The 19007-nt window shown below is 66.5% G+C and carries 18 protein-coding genes; 6 read left to right on the top strand and 12 right to left on the bottom strand.

Translation table 11 applies throughout. The features are described from left to right. Positions 1 to 83 precede the first annotated feature (83 nt). Positions 84 to 1091, bottom strand: a complete 1008-nt coding sequence (locus tag AC5P6A_RS01670) for a LacI family DNA-binding transcriptional regulator (RefSeq protein ID WP_058980811.1) — start codon at positions 1089 to 1091, stop codon at positions 84 to 86. A gap of 95 nt (positions 1092 to 1186) precedes the next feature. On the opposite strand from AC5P6A_RS01670, the gene AC5P6A_RS01675 reads away from it, so the two are divergent. From AC5P6A_RS01675 to AC5P6A_RS01695, 5 genes are read left to right on the top strand one after another with little or no spacing between them, the layout of a single operon-like run. Then, positions 1187 to 2239: a sugar phosphate isomerase/epimerase family protein gene (locus AC5P6A_RS01675; protein ID WP_021203068.1), complete on the top strand. Its 1053-nt coding sequence runs from the start codon at positions 1187 to 1189 to the stop codon at positions 2237 to 2239. Positions 2240 to 2266: 27 nt separating this feature from the next. Next, entirely contained in the window at positions 2267 to 3484 is a 1218-nt protein-coding gene (locus tag AC5P6A_RS01680) for an MFS transporter (protein ID WP_180876151.1), read from the top strand. Positions 3485 to 3496: 12 nt separating this feature from the next. Further along, positions 3497 to 4621, top strand: coding sequence for a Gfo/Idh/MocA family protein (locus tag AC5P6A_RS01685; RefSeq protein ID WP_058980803.1), 1125 nt, complete (start codon positions 3497 to 3499; stop codon positions 4619 to 4621). Positions 4622 to 4640: 19 nt separating this feature from the next. Beyond that, complete coding sequence (locus tag AC5P6A_RS01690) at positions 4641 to 5504, top strand: TIM barrel protein (protein WP_180876153.1); 864 nt, start codon at positions 4641 to 4643, stop codon at positions 5502 to 5504. A gap of 18 nt (positions 5505 to 5522) precedes the next feature. Next, entirely contained in the window at positions 5523 to 5819 is a 297-nt protein-coding gene (locus AC5P6A_RS01695; protein WP_019659367.1) for a c-type cytochrome, read from the top strand. Between the two features lie 30 nt (positions 5820 to 5849). Here the strand turns inward: AC5P6A_RS01695 and AC5P6A_RS01700 are convergent, their stop codons facing one another. The 6 genes from AC5P6A_RS01700 to AC5P6A_RS01725 form a co-directional block, all read right to left on the bottom strand. Continuing rightward, positions 5850 to 6623, bottom strand: a complete 774-nt coding sequence (locus tag AC5P6A_RS01700) for a 3-keto-disaccharide hydrolase (RefSeq protein WP_346714663.1) — start codon at positions 6621 to 6623, stop codon at positions 5850 to 5852. Beyond that, positions 6608 to 7183, bottom strand: coding sequence for a gluconate 2-dehydrogenase subunit 3 family protein (locus AC5P6A_RS01705; RefSeq protein WP_021203063.1), 576 nt, complete (start codon positions 7181 to 7183; stop codon positions 6608 to 6610). The genes AC5P6A_RS01700 and AC5P6A_RS01705 overlap by 16 nt, the downstream gene beginning before the upstream one ends. Beyond that, positions 7183 to 8868: a GMC oxidoreductase gene (locus tag AC5P6A_RS01710; protein ID WP_134735498.1), complete on the bottom strand. Its 1686-nt coding sequence runs from the start codon at positions 8866 to 8868 to the stop codon at positions 7183 to 7185. The genes AC5P6A_RS01705 and AC5P6A_RS01710 overlap by 1 nt, the downstream gene beginning before the upstream one ends. A gap of 27 nt (positions 8869 to 8895) precedes the next feature. Continuing rightward, the gene (locus tag AC5P6A_RS01715; RefSeq protein WP_329859012.1) at positions 8896 to 9792 is read right to left on the bottom strand and encodes a hydroxypyruvate isomerase family protein; all 897 of its coding nucleotides are present in this window, start codon (positions 9790 to 9792) and stop codon (positions 8896 to 8898) included. Positions 9793 to 9994: 202 nt separating this feature from the next. Continuing rightward, entirely contained in the window at positions 9995 to 10564 is a 570-nt protein-coding gene (locus AC5P6A_RS01720; protein ID WP_043396898.1) for a single-stranded DNA-binding protein, read from the bottom strand. Between the two features lie 170 nt (positions 10565 to 10734). After that, positions 10735 to 11130 (bottom strand): hypothetical protein, encoded by a 396-nt coding sequence (locus tag AC5P6A_RS01725; RefSeq protein ID WP_164143932.1) that lies wholly within the window; start codon positions 11128 to 11130, stop codon positions 10735 to 10737. A gap of 139 nt (positions 11131 to 11269) precedes the next feature. Between AC5P6A_RS01725 and AC5P6A_RS01730 the strand changes: the two genes are divergently transcribed. Beyond that, a complete protein-coding gene (locus tag AC5P6A_RS01730; RefSeq protein WP_180876159.1) occupies positions 11270 to 12301 on the top strand; it encodes a substrate-binding domain-containing protein in 1032 nt (343 codons plus the stop codon). A 111-nt stretch (positions 12302 to 12412) separates the two neighbouring features. Here AC5P6A_RS01730 and AC5P6A_RS01735 read toward each other — a convergent pair whose 3' ends face one another. The 5 genes from AC5P6A_RS01735 to AC5P6A_RS01755 form a co-directional block, all read right to left on the bottom strand. Further along, the gene (locus AC5P6A_RS01735) at positions 12413 to 12730 is read right to left on the bottom strand and encodes a hypothetical protein (protein WP_111201188.1); all 318 of its coding nucleotides are present in this window, start codon (positions 12728 to 12730) and stop codon (positions 12413 to 12415) included. A 141-nt stretch (positions 12731 to 12871) separates the two neighbouring features. Then, positions 12872 to 13258, bottom strand: a complete 387-nt coding sequence (locus AC5P6A_RS01740) for an SseB family protein (protein WP_134735501.1) — start codon at positions 13256 to 13258, stop codon at positions 12872 to 12874. Between the two features lie 125 nt (positions 13259 to 13383). Next, positions 13384 to 15099 (bottom strand): alpha-amylase family glycosyl hydrolase, encoded by a 1716-nt coding sequence (locus tag AC5P6A_RS01745; RefSeq protein WP_019659381.1) that lies wholly within the window; start codon positions 15097 to 15099, stop codon positions 13384 to 13386. Beyond that, positions 15099 to 16586, bottom strand: coding sequence for an MFS transporter (locus AC5P6A_RS01750; protein ID WP_180876161.1), 1488 nt, complete (start codon positions 16584 to 16586; stop codon positions 15099 to 15101). The genes AC5P6A_RS01745 and AC5P6A_RS01750 overlap by 1 nt, the downstream gene beginning before the upstream one ends. Then, positions 16583 to 18775, bottom strand: coding sequence for an MGH1-like glycoside hydrolase domain-containing protein (locus AC5P6A_RS01755; protein WP_346714662.1), 2193 nt, complete (start codon positions 18773 to 18775; stop codon positions 16583 to 16585). Before AC5P6A_RS01755 ends, AC5P6A_RS01750 begins: the two co-directional genes overlap by 4 nt. Between the last annotated feature and the right edge of the window lie 232 nt (positions 18776 to 19007).

Consider the following 19007-nt stretch of genomic DNA (forward strand, 5'->3'; position numbering starts at 1 on the left):
ACGGCCCTTGCCGGGCTGGCTGCCGGTGAGTCTGACACGTTCGCGTCAATTCGGGATCAAGGCGGCGCCCCGTGGCGCCGTGTTCACCCGCCCCTGGGGGCCGCCGTGGAACCGCGCAGCATGAAGCTGAACTCCAGCGTCTGCTGCAGCGGCACATCGACCTGTTCGATGATGGCGAGCAGCAGGTTGACCGCGCGCTCGCCAATCTGCCGCATCGGCTGCCTGATCGTCGTCAGCGGCGGCGTGAGGTAGCGCGAGGAGGCCAGGTCGTCAAAGCCGACGATGGACAGGTCCTCCGGCACGCGGATGCCCAGCTCCCGGCAGGCAGCGAGAGTGCCCAACGCCATCTGGTCGCTGAAACAGAAGACCGCAGTCGGCACCGGCGCGACGGCCAACATCGACATCGCAGCTGCATGGCCGGACTCCACCGAAAAGTCACCCGGCATGATGTTCAGCTGGCGCAGGCGCCCACGCGCCTTGCCCGCCGCCCGGACCCCTTCCATCCGTTGCTGGTGCAGCGGATTGTCGGGGGGGCCTCCCACCACCGCGATCCGTTCGTGTCCCAGTCCATACAGGTGTTCCATCACCGTGCGCGCGGCGGCGGCATTGTCGATGTGGACGCTGGGAATCCCCAGTGCGGGATCGAATTCACAGCCGTTGACCACCGGTGCGGCGGAACCGCGTTGCTCAACGATGTCACGCGCCGTAGGTGGCAGGCGATGCCCCAGCACGATCATGCCGTCGGCCTCGTTTCGCCGGAGCATCTGCGCGTAGCGCTCCTCGCGGTCCGGTTGATGCTGGGTATCCCCCAGCAGGACCGCGTAGCCGACCGCCTGCGCTGCGTCCTCCGCGCCCTGCAGGATCTGGGCGAAGAACGGATTGGCAATGTCCGGGACGGTGACCAGGATCTTGCCGCTGCGGTGGGTCTTGAGCGTGCGCGCCACCGTGTTGGGCACATAGCCCAGCGCGGCGGCCGCCTGCTCGATGCGCGCACGGGTGGCCGGCAGGACCTTGTCCGGCCGGGACAGTGCCCGCGACACCGTGCCGGCGGAGACGCCGACGTGCTTTGCGATGTCGTAGATGGTGGCCATGGCGTTAGTTCTCCCGTCCGCTGTGCAGTGCACAACAGGTCCTGCGTGCGCCCCTGCTAGGATAATGCAATCGATTGCATCGAGGGCGAATCACGTTGAAGACGCTCAAGGGTCCAGCGCTGTTCCTGGCGCAGTTCATCGGCGACACAGCTCCTTTTGATCGGCTGGACACGCTGGCCGGATGGGCCGCGGGTCTGGGCTATTCTGGCGTACAAGTTCCCACCTCCGCGCCCCGCCTGTTCGATCTGGCCGAGGCGGCACGCAGCCAGGCGTACTGCGACGATATTGCCGGCATGCTGGCCGGTTACGGCCTTCAGATCACCGAATTGTCTACCCATCTACAGGGGCAGCTGGTCGCGGTCCATCCTGCCTACGACAGCCTGTTCGACGGATTCGCCCCGGCGAACGTGCGCGGCAACCCGCCGGCGCGCCAGGCGTGGGCGGTGGAGCAGCTGCGGCTGGCGGCTCAGGCCAGCCAGCGCCTGGGGCTGGCCGCGCATGCCACCTTCTCCGGCGCACTGGCCTGGCCCTATTTCTATCCGTGGCCGCAGCGCCCGCCGGGCCTGGTGGAAGAAGCCTTCGCCGAACTCGGCCGCCGCTGGCGACCGATCCTGGATGTCTTCGACACCTGTGGTGTGGACCTGTGCTTCGAGCTCCACCCGGGCGAGGACCTGCACGATGGCGCAACCTTCGAGCGCTTCCTTGACGTGGTCGATCACCACCCGCGCGCGAAGATCCTGTACGACCCCAGCCACCTGCTGCTGCAGCAGATGGACTACCTCGGTTTCATCGATCGCTACCACGCGCGCATCGGCGTCTTCCACGTGAAGGACGCGGAGTACCGGCCCAGCGCGCGCAGCGGCGTGTATGGCGGCTACCAGGACTGGATCGATCGCCCGGGCCGGTTCCGTTCACTCGGTGATGGCCAGATCGACTTCAAGGCGATCTTCTCCAGATTCGCGCAGTACGACTTCCCGGGCTGGGCGGTACTGGAATGGGAGTGCTGCCTGAAGCACCCGGAAGACGGTGCACGCGAGGGCGCCGCCTTCATCCGCGATCACATCATCCATGTAACCGAACGCGCCTTCGACGATTTTGCCGGGAGCGGCACGGATCTGGAATCACTTCACCGCATGCTGGGAATCTGAACCATTTCCGCCCCGGGAGGGCAAGCCATGACGCACGCGATGTCGCGCCTGGGCGCGATGATGTTTCTGCAGTTCTTCATCTGGGGGGCGTGGTTCGTCACCCTGGGGACGTACCTTGTGCAGGGCCCCTTGCAGGCCAGCGCGAGCCAAGTGGCAACCGCGTTCCTCAGCCAGTCCATCGGCGCCATCGTGGCACCCTTCCTGGTCGGCCTGATCGCGGACCGCTATTTCGCGGCGCAGCGCATCCTGGCAGTACTGCACCTGGCTGGCGCGGTGCTGATGTGGCTGGCTTCCACCGCCACCAGTTTCAGCGTGTTTTCCGCGTGCGTCATGGGCTACATGCTGCTGTTCATGCCGACGCTGGCCCTGGCCAACAGCGTGGCGATGCGGCACATGCAATCGCCGGAGAAGCAGTTCCCGCTGGTACGCGTGGCCGGCAGCGTCGGCTGGATCGTCGCAGGCGTGCTGATCGGCTGGCTGGGCTGGGAACAGGCGCATCGGCTTGAACTGACGTTCCGGATGGCGGCTGCAGCATCGCTGGTGCTGGGCCTGTATGCGTTCACCCTGCCGCACACGCCACCACTGGCGCAGCAGCGCGAGGCCGGGCTGGGACAGATCCTGGGGCTGGATTCGTTGCGGCTGCTGAAATCGCGTGCCTACCTGGTGTTCTTCCTGGCTTCCATCGCCATCTGCATTCCGCTGTCGTTCTACTACAACTTCACCAATCCGTATCTCAACGATCTGGGCGTGCAGGGCGCCGCCGGCCTGCAGTCGCTGGGCCAGGTGTCCGAAGTGCTGCTGATGCTGGCCATGCCCTTCCTGTTCGTGCGGCTGGGGGTGAAGACCATGCTGGCGGTCGGCATGGCCGCCTGGGTGGTGCGCTACGCCCTGTTCGCCTTCGGCGATGCCGGTGGCGGTTTCCCGCTGCTGGTGATCGGCATCGTGCTGCACGGCATCTGCTATGACTTCTTCTTCGTCACCGGCCAGATCTACACCGACGCCCATGCCGGCCCCGCCGCGCGCAGCAGCGCACAGGGCTTCATCACCCTGGCCACCTACGGCGTGGGCATGCTGATCGGCACCTTCCTGTCCGGTGCCGTTGTGGAGCACTTCACCACCGCAGCAGGCCCGGACTGGCAACAGATCTGGTTGTTCCCGGCCGGTGTTGCACTGGTGGTGCTGATCGCCTTCCTGCTGCTGTTCCGCGACCGCCCGGCAGCTGCTGCAGCGCCGTACATACCCTGAGGAGACCGGCCGATGCCCCACCTTGGAATCGCCATCGTTGGTACCGGCATGATCGGCGCGGTGCATCGCCGCGCGGCACTGCTGGCGGGCGCCGCGGTACGCGGCGTACTGGCCTCGTCGCCGCAGCGCGCGAGCGAGGTGGCACACGCGTGGAATGTCCCGCACGCCTATCGCGATATCAATGACGTCGTCGCTGACCCCCAGGTACAGGTCGTGCACATCTGCACGCCCAACCACCTGCACCGCGCGATGGCGCAGGCCGCGCTGGAAGCCGGCAAGCACGTGATCTGCGAGAAACCTCTGGCGACGACGCTGGACGATGCACGGGCGCTCGCGGCGCTGGCTGCCTCGACCGGATTGGTTGCCACCGTCCCCTTCGTCTACCGCTACCACCCGGTGGTCCGCGAGGCGCGTGCACGCATCGCGCAGGGTGAACTTGGGCCGTTGCACCTGATCCATGGCAGCTACCTGCAGGACTGGCTGCTGGACCCGGCCAGCAACAACTGGCGGGTTGACCCGGCGCTGGGCGGCGCGTCGCGCGTGTTCGCCGACATCGGCTCGCACTGGTGTGACCTGGTGGAATGGGTCAGTGGCGAACGCTTCACCGAAGCGAGCGCGGCGTTCGCCACGGTCATCGCCGAGCGCAGCGCCACCACTGGCCAGAGCTTCAGCACGCCGGCGACAGGCGGCGCAAGGCAGGCGGTCGAGAGCGAGGACGTGGCCGCAGCGATGTTCAGGACCGGCGCCGGCACGCTGGCGTCATTGACGGTCAGCCAGGTCTCGGCCGGACGCCACAACCGGCTCTGGTTCGAGATCGATGGCGCCAATGCGAGCGTGGCGTTCAACCAGGAGGATGCCGAGCGGTTGTGGATCGGCCGGCCCGAGCAGCGCGAGGAAATCTTCGTGCGCGGCCCGGGTGCCGGCAGTGCCGAACAACGCCGGTTGTCGCCGCTGCCAGCGGGGCATGCCCAGGGCTACGGCCACTGCTTCGAAGCGTTCGTCGCCGACACCTATCGTGCCGTTGACGGCGAGCGCTTCGAAGGCCTGCCCACCTTCGAAGACGGCCTGCGCTCGGCGCGGATCGTCGATCGCGTCATTGCATCGGCCAGGTCACGCGCCTGGACCGCCATCGGTTGAATCCCGGGAGGATCTGTTGATGAAAGCTCTTTTCCGTAGAAGTGCAGGTCTCATCCTGCTGCTCGCTGCCCTGCCCGCCTTCGCAGACGAAGCGGCCACCACGCAGAAGCCGATCGCGGTGCAGATGTACACCCTGCGCAATGCAGGCTCGCTCGACCAGCAGCTGAAGATCGTCCACGACGCGGGCGTGCGCGCGGTGGAGACCGTCGGAACGCAGAACGTCCGCGCTGCGGAACTGAAGCGACTGCTGGACCGGTACTCGATCAGGGCGGTTTCGTCGCACGTGCAGCTGGCCGAGCTGCGCGACAACCTCGATGGCGTGGTGGCCTTCAACCGCTCGATAGGCAACACCACACTGGTGGTGCCCTACCTGGACCAGAAGGACCGTCCGCGCGATGCCGCCGGCTGGACCGCATTGGGCCAGGAGCTGGGCCGGATCGCCAGACAGGTGCGCGGCAAGGGCATGCAGCTGGCCTATCACAACCACGATTTCGAGCTGGCCGACTTCGACGGTCAGATCGGGCTGGAGCTGCTGTTCGCAGCGGCCGGACCCGATCTGAAGACCGAACTGGACCTGGCCTGGGTCGCGCGAGCGGGACTGGACCCGGCGGTGATGCTTGGCAAGTTCCGCGGTCACGTTTTTGCGGTACACGCCAAGGACAATGCACCCAAGGGCCAGGCCGAAGACGAAGGTGGTTTCGCTGCGGTCGGCCAGGGCGTGCTGGACTGGAACGCGATCCTACCGGCCGCCGCCACCGCTGGCGTGCAGTGGTACATCGTCGAACACGACCAGCCACGCGATCCGGCCAAGGTGATCCAGACCGGCGCGGACTACCTGCGTGAACACCTGCCGGCCAACGTGCCCGCCCGTGCACAGCACTGACGCGTGAAGGAGCCCCACATGAAAATGATCCTGGCAGTGGCCGTCGCCCTGGGCGGCATGAGCGTTGCGACGGCAACGTGGGCCAAGGACGACCCGGCCGCCGGCGCGAAGCTCTACGCCCAGCACTGCACTGCCTGCCACGGTGCTGAACGCGCCGGCGTACCGCCGACCTTCCCGGCGCTTACCGACGTCGGCAAGCGGCTTCAGCCCGCCCAGGTCAAGGACAAGATCAGGAAGGGCGGAGGATTGATGCCGCCCTTTGCCCAGCTGTCGCAGCAGGAGATCGACGACCTCGCCAGCTATCTGGCGAAGTAGGCGGCCGGCGACCACGCCGGCCGCGTGCCGCTACAGTTCGCGCACCCAGATGTTGCGGTAGCTGACCCTGGAGTCATGCTCCTGCAGATAGAGCGGCGCACATCCGTGCGGTGAGTAGGAGGGAGGACCGATGTACTCGGTCCTGCCCGCCACAGCGGTATCGTCCTGCACCAGAACACCGTTGTGCAGCACCGTGATGCGCGCCGGCGAGAGCAGCCCACCGCCCGGAGAGAAGCGCGGTCCCTTCCAGATGATGTCGTAGGCCTGCCACTGCCCCGGTGCGCGCGAGGCGTTCACCAACGGCATCGCCTGCTTGTAGATCGACCCCGCCTGGCCGTTGGCATACGTCGGGTTGTGGTAGCTGTCGAGCACCTGCAACTCATACAGTTCCTGCAGGAAGATGCCGCTGTTGCCCCGGTTCTGGCCGTCGAAGCCTTTCGTCTCGGTGGGGGTACGCCATTCGACATGCAGCTGGATATCGCAGAAGCGTTGCCTGGTGCGGATGCCCTTGCTGCCCGGAACGACGGTCATGGCGCCATCGGCAACCTTCCAGGGTACACGCCCTCCCTGCTCCGCCTCCCAGGCCGAGACATCCTTGCCATCAAACAGCACGATGGCGTCCGACGGTGCCTTGCCCGGTGGCGTGGCCACCACCGCAGGCACCGGCGTCCACACCTCGGTCTTCTTCGGGTCACGCGCAGCATCGGCACCGTCCTGTGCGAATGCCGTCGCAGCGGCAAGCAGGCCGGCGGTGCCCAGCAGAGCGCGGATCATCCGGGTGTCGCCCATCAGCTGGTCCCCCATGCAGGCGTACCGGGAACGTAGGCAAGGTCGCCGTCGTAACGTCCCGGCACGGCGACGTATTGCAGCACCCCGGTCGCACCGACCTTGGAAGTGAAGAAGCCAAAGATGGCCAGTTGCTTGATCATCGTGAAGTAATGCGGCATCGCCTCGCCTTCTTCTGGCGTACCGGTCTCGGTCACATCGGCATTGCGCGCCTTGGCTTCGGCATCCAGGGTACGCAGCAACCCGGTGCGTGCCTCCGGCGTGAGCGACAGGAAGCGGCCACCGGCACGCTTGTCGATGTCGGCCAGGCCGGCACGGAACACCGCCTGCTGGCGAGCGGTGTAGCAGTCGCTGACGAACGTCGCCATGAACGCACCGGCGCCCGCGTCCTTCGCCCCGGGTGTCCGGGTCCGCGGCAGGATGGTCTCGGCGATCTCGTCCAGCGTGCCGATATCGGCATCGGTGAACGCGGGCATTGCCCCCGCGGCCGGCGCCTGCCCTTGCACCAGCGCCGGCAGGCCAACCATGGCCGCACCGGTGGCGGCGACGATCATCTTCAGCAGTTCGCGGCGATCCATCAGAAGTTCCCCGCTTTCAGTTCGCGCACCGCATGGTCGGCGGCACGGGCCGTCAACGCCATGTACGTCAGCGAGGGATTCACGCAGGCGCTGGAAGTCATGCAGGCACCGTCGGTCACATAGACATTGGGCGCATCCCAGACCTGGTTGTGTGCATTCAACACCGAGCTCTTCCGATCACGTCCCATGCGCGCGGTCCCCATCTCATGGATGCCCTTGCCCGGGGCATAGTCGTTGTCGTGCATCTTCACGTCCTTGACCCCGGCCGCCTCCAGCATCTCGGCGGCATCGGCGGCCATGTCCTTGCGCATCGCCAGTTCGTTGGCACGCATGGACACATCCATCGCCAGCACCGGCAGCCCCCACTTGTCCTTGCGGTTGCGGTCCAGGCGGATCGCATTGTCGTGGTGCGGCAGCATTTCACCGAACCCGGTCATGCCGATGCGCCAGTCGCCCGGCACGGTCAGCGCCTCCTTCAGGTCGGCACCGATGTTCAGCTCGGCGATCTCGCGCGACCAGCCGGTGCGGCTGGCACCGCCCTGGTAACCGAACCCGCGCAGGTAGCCGCGCTTGTCGGACGCGACATTGCGGAAACGCGGAATGTAGAAGCCGCAGGGCCGGCGGCCGAAGTAGTACTTGTCTTCGTAGCCCTCGACCCGGCCCGAGGCGCCCGCACCGAAATGATGGTCCATCACGTTGTGCCCCAGCTCACCCGACGAAGAACCCAGTCCCCCGTCCCAGACGTCGGTCGCCGAATTCATCAGCAGCCAGGTGGAGTTGAACGACGACGCGTTGAGGAAGATGACCTTGGCGGTGTACTGGTAGGTCTGCCCGGTTTCGGCGTCGATCACCTCCACGCCACGCGCACGCTTGCGGTCCTTGTCGTAGAGCACTTCCTTGACGATCGAGAACGGCCGCAGCGTCAGGTTGCCGGTCTTCATCGCCGCCGGCAGCGTCGCCGACTGGGTCGAGAAATAGGCACCGAAGGGACAGCCCAGGATGCACTTGTTGCGGTACTGGCAGTTCACGCGGCCCTGCTCGGGCATCGGCTGGGTGATGTTGGCAGTGCGCGAGTGGATCATGTGCCGTGTTCCGCCGAAGGCCTTCTTGATCCGCGCGGCCACATCCTTCTCGACGATGTTCAAGGGAATCGGCGGCAGGAATTCGCCGTCCGGCAACACGTCCAGTCCTTCGCGCGTGCCGGCAATGCCGGCGAACCTCTCTACATGGTCGTACCACGGCGCGATGTCGGCATAGCGGATTGGCCAATCGGTGGCGATGCCGTCCTTGAGGTTGGCCTCGAAATCCAGATCGGAGAAGCGGTAGCTCTGCCGCCCCCACATCAAGGAACGGCCACCCACGTGATAGCCGCGGAACCAGTCGAAACGCTTGGTCTCGATGTAGGGCGAGTCCTGCTCGTTGGCCCACATCCCTTCCAGGTTCTCAGCCAGCCCGTAGTCGCGCATCAGCACCGGGAACGCGGCCTTCATTGCCTGCGTTGGCCGGTTGCGGTGCGGGAAATCCCACGCCTCCTTCATCGCGTTGACGTAGTCCTTGACGTGCTCGATGTTGCGCCCGCGTTCCAGCATCAGGACCTTCAGGCCCTTCTCGGTCAGCTCCTTCGCTGCCCAGCCGCCACTGATTCCCGAGCCAACAACAATGGCGTCGTAGTGATTATCTGCCATGGGTCTCTCACCTGGGTGGATATCGTTTCAGACGTCGCAGAGGCGGATCGCCTCGCGCAATGAGGCAACGGGATCGGGCGCGGCAGGCGTGAACTCCTGCGCCAGATACCCCTCAAAACCGGTGTCGCGGATCGCGCGGCAGATCGCTGCATAGTTCAGCTCCTGCTGGTCTCCGATCTCATGCCGGCCAGGCACGCCTGCGGTGTGGTAGTGCTTGAAGCAGGCGTGATGCTTGCCGATGGTGGCGATGATGTCGCCCTCCATGATCTGCATGTGGTAGATGTCGTACAGCAGGCCGAAGTTGTCCGAGCCGAGCCGCTGGCACAGCTCCACGCCCCAGGCCGAGTGGTCGCACAGGTAATCGCGGTGATCGACCTTGGAGTTGAGCAGCTCCATCACCAGCACCACACCTCGCTTCTCGGCATGCCCGAGGATGCGCTTGAGGCCAGCCTCGGCATTGGCCATGCCGTCATGCGGGTCCATACCGTTGCGGTTGCCGGAGAAGCAGATGAGATTCCGGTAACCGGCATCGGCCACCAGATCGATGTGCCGCGTGTAGCGCTCTACCAGCTGGTCGTGGAACTCACGGCCGGCAAAGCCCTTGGTAAGACCCAGCTCCGCGCCGTTGCACATCGAGCTGTAGACGCCATGGGCCTTCAGCGTGGGCCAGTCTTCGGGGCCGACCAGGTCGATCGCGGCAAAGCCGATGTCCTTCACCGTCGCGCAGAGCTGGGCAACTGACAGCTGCGGGAAGGTCCAGCGGGCCACGGCCTGCTTCAGGTTGCCCTTCAGCGGTGCAGTGGTGGCGAATGCAGGCAACGCTCCCGCAGTACCCAGAGCTACGCCTCCAGCAACCGCCATGCGCAGCGCATCGCGCCGCGTGAGCCCCCTCGAAGGAGCCGGTCTGATCGAATGGATGGACATCCACCTTCCGGCCTCCCAACCGGTATCAAACGCAACGATCCACAGCAATGCAATCGATTGCACCATAGGGGAGGAAATTGGATGCTTGCAAGTTGCGGTGCACGAAAATTCAATGCTGCGGGGCACAACTCCGTAGCAATCGCGGACAAAGAAAAGCCCCGCATGAGCGGGGCTTTCTTTTCTGCTGCAGGCGAGCGTCCGATCAGAACGGAATATCGTCGTCAGCGAAGTCGTCCATCGGCGGCGCCTGCTGCGGCTGCGGGCGCTGGTTGCCACCCTGGTTGCCGTAACCGCCGCCCTGGTTGCCGCCCTGGTTGCCATAGCCACCGCCCTGGCCGCCACGCTGGCCACCGCCACCGTACTCCTGGCGCGGCGCCTGCTGACGCTGCGGGCGATCGCCGCCGTAGTTGCCACCACCGCCACCGCCGCCACCTTCACCGCGGCCGCCCAGCATCTGCATTTCATCTGCAACGATGTCGGTGGAGTACTTCTCAACGCCGTCCTGGCCGGTGTACTTGTCGTAGCGCAGGCTGCCTTCGACGTAGACCGAGCTGCCCTTGCGCAGGTACTCGCCGGCGATCTCGCCGAGCTTGCCAAAGAACACCACGCGGTGCCATTCGGTACGTTCCTGCTGGTTGCCATCCTTGTCCTTGCGGACGCTGGTGGTGGCCAGGCTGATGCGGGTGATCGCCATGCCGCTCTGGGTGTACTTCACGTCCGGGTCGTTGCCGAGGTTGCCGACCAGGATGACTTTGTTGATGCCGCGCGCCATAGATGGATTCTTCCGTTGTCCGGGGCTGGACCAGTGATAGCACACCCGACGGGGTGCCGATACGCTGGACCTCCCACGGTAGCGAATGGGGGATATCGGAACGATGCATCTTACCATTCCCTTCGCCCCCGGCCCGTCGGGAATCCGGCCGATCCGGGTCGGAACCGACCTCAACGAAGCAGGGGGCGATCCAGCAGCAAGCCGGTGACCCGTGTAACCTTCCCCACCGCCACCACCCTGGGCCCTTCATGGCAGTGGAAGCGCACGCCGGGCCGGATACGCTCCCGGTGCAGCCCCGCCCTGAGCACCTCATTGACCACGGTCAGGCCGGCCAACAGGGGCTCGCCCACCGGCAGCGGCAGCTCGGTCGCCCAGCTGTCGCCCTCGGCGTGACGGAAGTCGGGCCAGATCATGAACAGCTCTGGCGCCCCGGCGTCATCGGCGTAGGCAAAGTCCCAGCGGATACCGTTCCGGGCCGGGCTGCGACGCCCACCCTCCTCTGGCGCAAGGATGCGGATCCGCGCCTCGAAATCGTCGGGGACACCCGGGTACAGGCGAAAGGTCACCGCTTGGCTCCATCAGGCTATGGTGTTGACCGTCGCACGACCGCGACCGTGGCCACAAGCAGTGACGGCCAGGACGGCCGGCAGCCACCCCATGGCATCATGCCCGGGCACCCTTCCCCCTGTCCCCTCCCGCGTTCCCATGACGATCAAAGGCAAAGCCACCTCCCTGGACATCGCCCATCTGGCCGGGGTCTCCCAGCCAACCGTGTCGCGGGCCCTGCGCGGCAGCCCGATGGTCAACGCCGAGACCCGCGAGCGCATCCTGCGCATCGCCCGCGAGCTGAACTACAAGGTCGACAAGAACGCCTCCAGCCTGCGCCTGCGCAACGCCGGCACGCTGGCCCTGCTGTTCTTCGAAGACCCGACCAACGACGATTCGCTGATCAATCCGTTCTTCCATTCGATGCTGGGCTCGATCACCCGCGCCTGCGCGCTGCACGGGCAGGACCTGCTGGTCTCGTTCCAGCAGCTGTCCACCGACTGGCAGGCCGATTACGAGGACAGCAACAAGGCCGACGGCATCATCCTGCTCGGCTACGGCGACTACCACGAATCGCGCGACCGCCTGCAGCGGCTGGTCGAACAGGGCACGCACTTCGTGCGCTGGGGCGCCGCCCTGCCCGGCCAGCCGGGCGTGTCGATCGGCAGCGACAACTTCCAGGGCGGGCATGACATCACCACCCACCTGCTGCAGCAGGGCTGCCGCCGCATCGCCTTCCTCGGCCATGCCTCCAGCCATTACCCCGAATTCCAGGAACGCTACCGCGGCCACGTCGCGGCCCTGCAGGACCACGGCCTGGCCGCCGAACCGGCGCTGCAGCACGATGCGATCACCACCGAGGCTTCCGGCCAGGAGGCCTGCCAGGCGCTGCTGGCGCGTGGCGAGCCGATCGATGCGATCTGCGCCGCCAGCGACCTGATCGCAATCGGTGCGATGCGCGCCCTGCGCGAGGCCGGGCTACGGGTGCCGCAGGACGTGGCGGTGACCGGCTTCGACGACATCCCGCTGGCGGCCTCGGTGTCCCCGGCGCTGACCACGGTCCAGCAGGACACCAAGCAGGCCGGCCAGCTGCTGGTGGAGCGCCTGCTGACGCTGATCGGCCGGCAACCGGTGGAGGGCCAGAGCATCCCGGTGAAGCTGGTGGTGCGGGAATCGTCGCTGCGCGGGTAGGCGCCGCAGGGCGGGATCGCTCTTGGCCTCGCCCTTGTTGTTTGGCTTGGTCTTACCCTAGTGCCAGTGCCGAGCCGTGCTCGGCAAACTACCCGCGACAGGCGCGCAGGTTCAGCGTGCCCCGGCCTTCGGCCCCAGCAACGCCAACAGCACATAGACCACGATCGAAGCGACGGTACCGAGCACCGCCGGCAATCCGTAGGCCCACGCCGAACGGCCCTGCTGGCGTGCCCACTGGGCCAGATACCAGGCCGAACCCAGGTTGATCAGCCAGGCAATGGCGAATGCCGGCCACTGCACGATGCCCACCGCGCGCAGCAGGGGCACGGACACCAGCGCGGCAACGATCGCCGCGATCAGGAAGATCAGTGCGGAGCGGGAATGGCGTGATCGTGCCGGTGAGCCGACAGGTAATTCCTTCAATTCCACAGCAGAGCCTCGATCCTGATGTTATCCAAAAGGAACCACGTACTGCACCCGAAGGGAAGCGTTCTGTAGGGTCGGGCCGTGCTCGACTGATCCGGCATGGCGCGAACGGCAGCCGAGCATGGGCTCGGCTCTACATGACAATCAACCCTGGGCGAAGTCCTTCAGGATCTCGCCGACGCCGCTGGGCGAGATCTCGAAACCCAGCTGGGTGCCCGGGTTGATCACCACGCCATAGCCACCCGGCACGCGGCGCAGCACGTCCAGCATCCGCCAGCGGATCTGGTGTTCGGCCTGCTGGCTGTAGATGCCCACCCGCGACGGATCGGTGAACACGGCCACGTGCAGGATGCCCTGCTTGTCGAACAGCAGCGGGTCGAAGCCGCTGCCGTCGGGCGTGACCAGGCTGCCGGTCAGCAGCACTACCTCGGAAGCGACGAAGGCCTCCATGAAGGCGCGGATCGGCACCGCCCCGTCCATCGCCGCCTTCAACAGGGTTTCGATCGGGGTCTGCGGGGCGAGGTCGGTCATGGCGGTACGGCGGGGCGTGAGGGGGGCCTATTGTAGGGTCGAGCCTGCTCGACTGCTCGAAGAGCGTGCCAACCGAGGTTGGCACCCACCAGAGCGGTAGCGCCGGGCCATGCCCGGCGGCGCCCTCACCGTCCCAGACGCTGGTCCCGAGCCTTCTGGTCGGTCATCGCCTTGTCCAGCTCGGCCTGCAGCGCTGGCTGCTGCACGGCGGCATCCAGCACATACACCTTCACGCCGTGTGCGGGCACTTCGGCCTTCAGGGAGGCATCCACCTGCAACGAACCGCCGTCCAGCGCATCACGCCAGCGGCCCGCCTGCACGTAACGCGCCACAGTGAAGCTCTTTGCCCTGTCGCCCTTGTTCAGCAGCACCAGCGCGGTCTGCGCCACCTCGCCCTGCTGCAGCACGCGGAAGAACACCGCCTCATCGCCCTGCAGGCGTTCGTTCACCTGCAGGCCGCGCTGCAGGGCCGGGGTGGCCTCGCGCAGCTTGGCAATGCGCTGCAGCGGCGCGAAGATCGGGCTCTGCGGTGCAGCGTCCACGCGCGGCTGGCCGAAGTAGGCACGGTTGCCGGCGTGCTCGGCGCGGCCGCGCATGAAGCCGGTCTCCGAACCGTAATAGACCACCGGAATGCCGCGCGCGGTGAACAGCCAGTTGTGCGCGTCGATGAAGCCGGTGTCGCTGGCCTGAAGGCGCGGCATGTCGTGGTTGTCGTAGAAGCTCATCAGCTCGTACGGATTGGCATACGGGCCACCGCTCAGGTGCAGTGGCTCAGCCAGGGTCTCGAAGCCCTTGTTGGCGGTGCCGAAGGTCTGCTCCAGTGCCCCGCGCAACGGGAAATCGAGCACGCTCACGTTGGCATTGGATGGCCAGGTGTGCTCGGCAATGGTCGCCGCGTTGTAGTCGAAGGCTTCGCCAAACATGAACATGCCCGGGTGCTCGGCACGGATGCGCTTGACGAAGGCATGCCACCACGGGTGCGGCAGCCAGCCGATGGTGTCGATGCGCAATGCGTCCACGCCCTGCGCGGTCCATTGCAGGTAGGCACCGACCAGGTAGTCCATCACCGCCGGATTGTCCTGGTTGAAGTCGGACAGCTCAGCCAGGTTGCCATCGAAGATCGAGCCATCCTTGCTGTCGACCGGTCCAATGTTGTTGTAGAACGCGTGCAGCGGGTTGTGCTTCGGATCCAGTTTCTGCGGCGGCAGGTTCTGGTGGTCGGCGATCAGTTTTCCGTCCTTGTCGAAGATCTGGCCGAACTGCGGCTGTCGCGTCGGCATGGTCCAGGCCGGCGAGCCGTGATTGCCCACGATATCCAGCACCACCTTCAAGCCAGCACCGTGCAGGCCCTTGGTCAGCCCGGCGAAATCCAGGTTCTTGCTGGGCAGGTGCTCATCGAGCTTGTAGAAGTTGATGCCCCAGTACCCGTGGTAGCCGGTCTTGCCGCGATCAGTCAGCGTGCTGGTGCAGCTGATCGGCTTGCTGCCGGTGAACGCCTCGTCCGGGTTGTCGACGATGGGCGTGATCCATACCGCGCCGAAACCGAGGTTGCGGATGTACTGCGCGTTGTCGAGCACACCGCGGAAATCACCACCGAGGTAGCCGATGTTGCCGTCCACCTTGTCCGGGCACGGCACTGGGATGTCGAAGGTGCGGTGCGCGCCACCCTGGTCACGATGGTCATTGGCCGGGTCACCGTTGACGAAGCGGTCGGTGACCACGAAGTACACCGCATCGCTGGCGAACGGCTCGGTGGTGCCGACGTAGTCCGGGCGCGGCGTGGCCACGGCCTGGCCGGCGAACAGGGCAAGGGAAACAGCAACAGCCAGGACACCACGCATCACACCACCTCCGGACGGGACGGAACCCGCAGCACGCACAGGCCGGCCAGGAACAGGCTGCAGCCGCCCAGCACCAGCACATGCATCGGCTGGCCACCCAGCCATGCGCGCAGGGCAAAGCCGAGCGCACTGGCCGCCACCAGTTGCGGGATCACGATGAAGAAATTGAAGATGCCCATGTACACGCCCATCTTCGACGCCGGCACGCTGTCGGACAGCAGTGCATACGGCAACGACAGGATCGAGGCCCAGGCAAAGCCGACGCCGACCATCGACAGCAGCAGCCAGTGCGGGTCGCGGATGAACATCAGCGAGACCAAGCCGGCGCCGCCCAGCCACAGGTTGACCAGGTGGCTCCAGCGCAGGCCGATCGCACGCACCATCGGCGGAATCAGCACCGCCGCCAGCGCAGCGAAGCCGTTGTAGGCGCCAAACAGCACGCCCACCCAGTTGGCACCTTCGTTGTAGGCGGCCGACTGTGGATCGGTCGAACCGAAGTGGGTACCGGCCACCGCAGCGGTGGTGTAGATCCACATGGCGAACAGCGCGAACCACGAGAAGAACTGCACCCACGCCAGGCGGCGCATGGTGACCGGCATCGCGCGCAGGTCGCCGACGATGGCGGCCAGCATATGCGTGGCCGGCAGCGCGCGCGCGGCCGCCAGCAGCAGGCCGTAGCCGGCGCACAGGCCGGCCAGCACGTACAGCATCCGGTCGCCTTGCCGCCAGGCGATCAGCAGCGCCAACAGCACACCCAGCCCAAGCCACAGGGTGACCCGCGTCCATGAAGCCGGGCCGTTGATCGCGGCCGCCGCGTGATGTTCCGGTGGCTCGGCATCATCGAACCCGGCCAGCTCCGCCGGTGAATATTCGCGGGTGCTGACCACCGTCCTGGTGATCGCCGCCAGCAGCACCACCGCGCCGAAGTAGAACGCATAGCGCACAGTGTCGGGCACTTCCCCGGCGGACGCGGTGTTGGCAACGCCGAAGTGGGCCAGGATGAACGGCAGAAAGCTGGCGACGATGGCACCCACGCCGATGAAGAAGCTCTGCATGGCATAGCCGGCCGGACGCTGGCGTGGCGCCAGCTGGTCACCGACGAAGGCACGGAACGGCTCCATCGATACGTTGATCGAGGCATCCAGTACCCACAGCGTGCCGGCCGCGATCCACAGCGTCGGCGAGTTCGGCATCACCAGCAGCGCCAGCGTGGTCAACACCGCACCGATCATGAAGTACGGACGACGGCGCCCCCAGCGCGTCCAGGTGCGGTCGGACAGGTAGCCGATTACCGGCTGCACCAGCAGGCCGGTCAGCGGCGCGGCAATCCACAGCCCTGGTACCGCGTCGATATCCGCGCCCAGCGTCTCGAAGATGCGGCTGGCATTGGCGTTCTGCAGGGCGAATCCGAACTGGATGCCGAGGAAGCCGAAACACATGTTCCAGATCTGCCAGAACGACAGCTGCGGTTTTGCCGTGCGATTCATCGTGCACCCTCTTCCATCGCCACCGGCGCCACCGTCAGCGCCTGCACCTGGGCCTGGTTGAGCACGCCTTCGCGGCCCCCCTTGCCCCCGGTGTAGTGCGCGAAATGTTCAAGCGCGCTCATGTTGAAGCCTTCTTCGAGCGCGACGTTGCACTGCCCCTTGGCCACAACGAACGTTGCCGAAGTCGAGTCCTGCACCGCCACGCTGTGCGGCAGCGTAACCGTGTGCCGCTGCAACGGCTGGCCCGGGCACTGCAGCACCAGCTGCTTCACCGCAGCGGTGACACCGGTGTTGATCGGCCCGTTCGGGTTGCGGTACTGCAGGCGAAGACGCACCTGCCCGGCCTTGGCCGAGGTGAACTGCCAGCGATCCTCGCCCTTCAGCACCTGCTGCGGACCGACGCAGACCGTCGGGCTGTGCAGCGATTCCAATGCGTTGTCGCGCCGGGTCAGGCTGAGGCAATGCTGCAGGCCATCGTCACTGATGTGCGCCTGGCCGTTGCTGGCGGTGAGCGCGCGACCGTCCTGCCACAGCACCTGGCCGGCAGCGACCTCGACGTTCCAGCCCCTGCCCTTGCGCCGCGCCTGCGGTGCGGCCGGCGTGGCCGGTGCGCGCGCATTGGCGTCGGCCGTCATTGCTACGCTGCGCGGCGCCGCTGCTGCGGGGACCAGCTGCACGGTGGTGGTGGCACCACGCATCTTCACCTTGCCCGCTACCAGCAATCCATCGGCCAGCTGCTTCGGCCGATCCAGCACATAACGCTTGCCGTTGGCCTCCAGGGAGATGCGGCGTTGCGTGCCGAACAGTTCGGGCACCAGCACGGCCGGCAGCTTGGGCTGCACGCGGCCATCGTCCTGCACGCCGAATACGCCTTCGACCACCATCGACAGATAGCCGGCCACCGACCACAGCTGGCGTTCGGAATTGACCACCGGGCCGCTCAGTGCGCCTTCCTCGACATGCACGGCCTGGCTGACCAGCTCGTAGTTTTCCATGTTGGAGCCGGCCAGCGCGGCGCCCTGCATCAACGAGCGGATTTCGGCGGCGATGCGCGGCGCATCATCCAGCTGCCGCGCCGCGCGCAGCGAGTACGCACTGACGAACGGCCAGATCGCGCGATTGTGGTAGATCGGCTGCTGCGCCTCCTGCGGCCACACCACCGGGCTGCCGGCCGGGCCCATCGGATACGCCGCCAGCGCACGCCGCGCGCGCTCCGGCGGCAGCACCCCGGCCAGGATGCCCAGCGAAAGGCCGAGCAGATCCACCTTGGCGTACGGCACCGGGTGCGCGGCTTCACCGATGTAACTCATGTACTGGCCGATGTCTTCGCGCCAGAAGCGCGTATCGATCTGCTGCGCCAACGCATCGGCCCACGCCTTGTACTCAGCCGCGCGGGCATCGCCGTGCTGCCCGGCCAGGCGTTCGGCCAGGCGCAGTGCCTGGTAGTGCAGCACGTTGGTGGACAGCGCGTAGGAATCACCGATGAAGCGCACGTCCTCGCGGGTCCAGTCCGGATAGGTCTGCTCGCGCCAGTCCAGGAACGAGGTCTCGCCGCGGTACAGGCCCATCTGCGCGTCGAACACCATCGCGCGGTCCTGCGCCAGCGTGCCCTGCAGCGCCTGCCAGACCTGATCGGCAAACGCTCGGTCCTCCAGCAGGTGGCGTGCCGCCAGGAACCACACCACGCGGTCGCTGCTGATCGGCCAGCTGCCGCCGGAACCGGTGTCCTGCGCCACGAACAGGCCGGGCGTACGCCCGTCACGGGCTGCCGACAGCTTGAACTGCAGCGACTGCCGGGTGCGCTGCGGGTCCAGACGTGCCAGTGCCAGATCGGCGGCGAAGCTGATATCGCGGGTCCACACATAGGGCCAGCGCGCGCCGGTCTGGAAGCACTCGCACGGCACCGGCCGGCCCTCGTCGAAGGCCGGATCGCGGATCGCATCCACGCGGTCCTGGTCCATCTCCTGCTGGGCCAGCGCGAACAGTGCATCGAACATCACGCTGCCGGTCTGGCTGCGCATCGGTGCGGCTGCGATCTGCACTGCGCCCTTCGGCGCATGCAGCACGAAGCTGCCATTGGCAGCGGCTTCGGCGCGCGCATGGCGGCCGTCGAATTGCAGGTCGGCCGCCTGCGCGGTCGTCCCCAGCGCTGCCCCCAGGGCAGCGGTCAGGCAAATGATCTTCAGCATCGAAGCGGCGGACCGGCTTGCGCCCGTCGGCCTCCCTCCCTCTCTGCACGCGTTGTAGGTCCGCACCGTCGCTGCCGGCGGGCGGGCACGGCCCCTCCCTCAAGGTGCCTTGGCCCCATGGTAGACGCGGGGCTGTCGGCTGCGTCCAACTGCATACGTATTCATGGCGCCACGCGGTAGCGCGCCTGCTGTGCTGGCTTATGGTCCGGGTCTGCCAACGGCGCCTTGGGAG

This window comes from Stenotrophomonas sp. YJH_SMC_20, from assembly GCF_059367845.1.

Excerpts from the sequence above, each read along its gene's own strand:
- AC5P6A_RS01670 (WP_058980811.1), bottom strand. The coding sequence starts at position 1,091 with ATGGCCACCATCTACGACATCGCAAAGCACGTCGGCGTCTCCGCCGGC.
- AC5P6A_RS01680 (WP_180876151.1), top strand. The coding sequence starts at position 2,267 with ATGACGCACGCGATGTCGCGCCTGGGCGCGATGATGTTTCTGCAGTTC.
- AC5P6A_RS01685 (WP_058980803.1), top strand. The coding sequence starts at position 3,497 with ATGCCCCACCTTGGAATCGCCATCGTTGGTACCGGCATGATCGGCGCG.
- AC5P6A_RS01690 (WP_180876153.1), top strand. The coding sequence starts at position 4,641 with ATGAAAGCTCTTTTCCGTAGAAGTGCAGGTCTCATCCTGCTGCTCGCT.
- AC5P6A_RS01695 (WP_019659367.1), top strand. The coding sequence starts at position 5,523 with ATGAAAATGATCCTGGCAGTGGCCGTCGCCCTGGGCGGCATGAGCGTT.
- AC5P6A_RS01700 (WP_346714663.1), bottom strand. The coding sequence starts at position 6,623 with ATGGGGGACCAGCTGATGGGCGACACCCGGATGATCCGCGCTCTGCTG.
- AC5P6A_RS01705 (WP_021203063.1), bottom strand. The coding sequence starts at position 7,183 with ATGGATCGCCGCGAACTGCTGAAGATGATCGTCGCCGCCACCGGTGCG.
- AC5P6A_RS01710 (WP_134735498.1), bottom strand. The coding sequence starts at position 8,868 with ATGGCAGATAATCACTACGACGCCATTGTTGTTGGCTCGGGAATCAGT.
- AC5P6A_RS01715 (WP_329859012.1), bottom strand. The coding sequence starts at position 9,792 with ATGTCCATCCATTCGATCAGACCGGCTCCTTCGAGGGGGCTCACGCGG.
- AC5P6A_RS01720 (WP_043396898.1), bottom strand. The coding sequence starts at position 10,564 with ATGGCGCGCGGCATCAACAAAGTCATCCTGGTCGGCAACCTCGGCAAC.
- AC5P6A_RS01730 (WP_180876159.1), top strand. The coding sequence starts at position 11,270 with ATGACGATCAAAGGCAAAGCCACCTCCCTGGACATCGCCCATCTGGCC.
- AC5P6A_RS01740 (WP_134735501.1), bottom strand. The coding sequence starts at position 13,258 with ATGACCGACCTCGCCCCGCAGACCCCGATCGAAACCCTGTTGAAGGCG.
- AC5P6A_RS01745 (WP_019659381.1), bottom strand. The coding sequence starts at position 15,099 with ATGCGTGGTGTCCTGGCTGTTGCTGTTTCCCTTGCCCTGTTCGCCGGC.
- AC5P6A_RS01750 (WP_180876161.1), bottom strand. The coding sequence starts at position 16,586 with ATGAATCGCACGGCAAAACCGCAGCTGTCGTTCTGGCAGATCTGGAAC.
- AC5P6A_RS01755 (WP_346714662.1), bottom strand. The coding sequence starts at position 18,775 with ATGCTGAAGATCATTTGCCTGACCGCTGCCCTGGGGGCAGCGCTGGGG.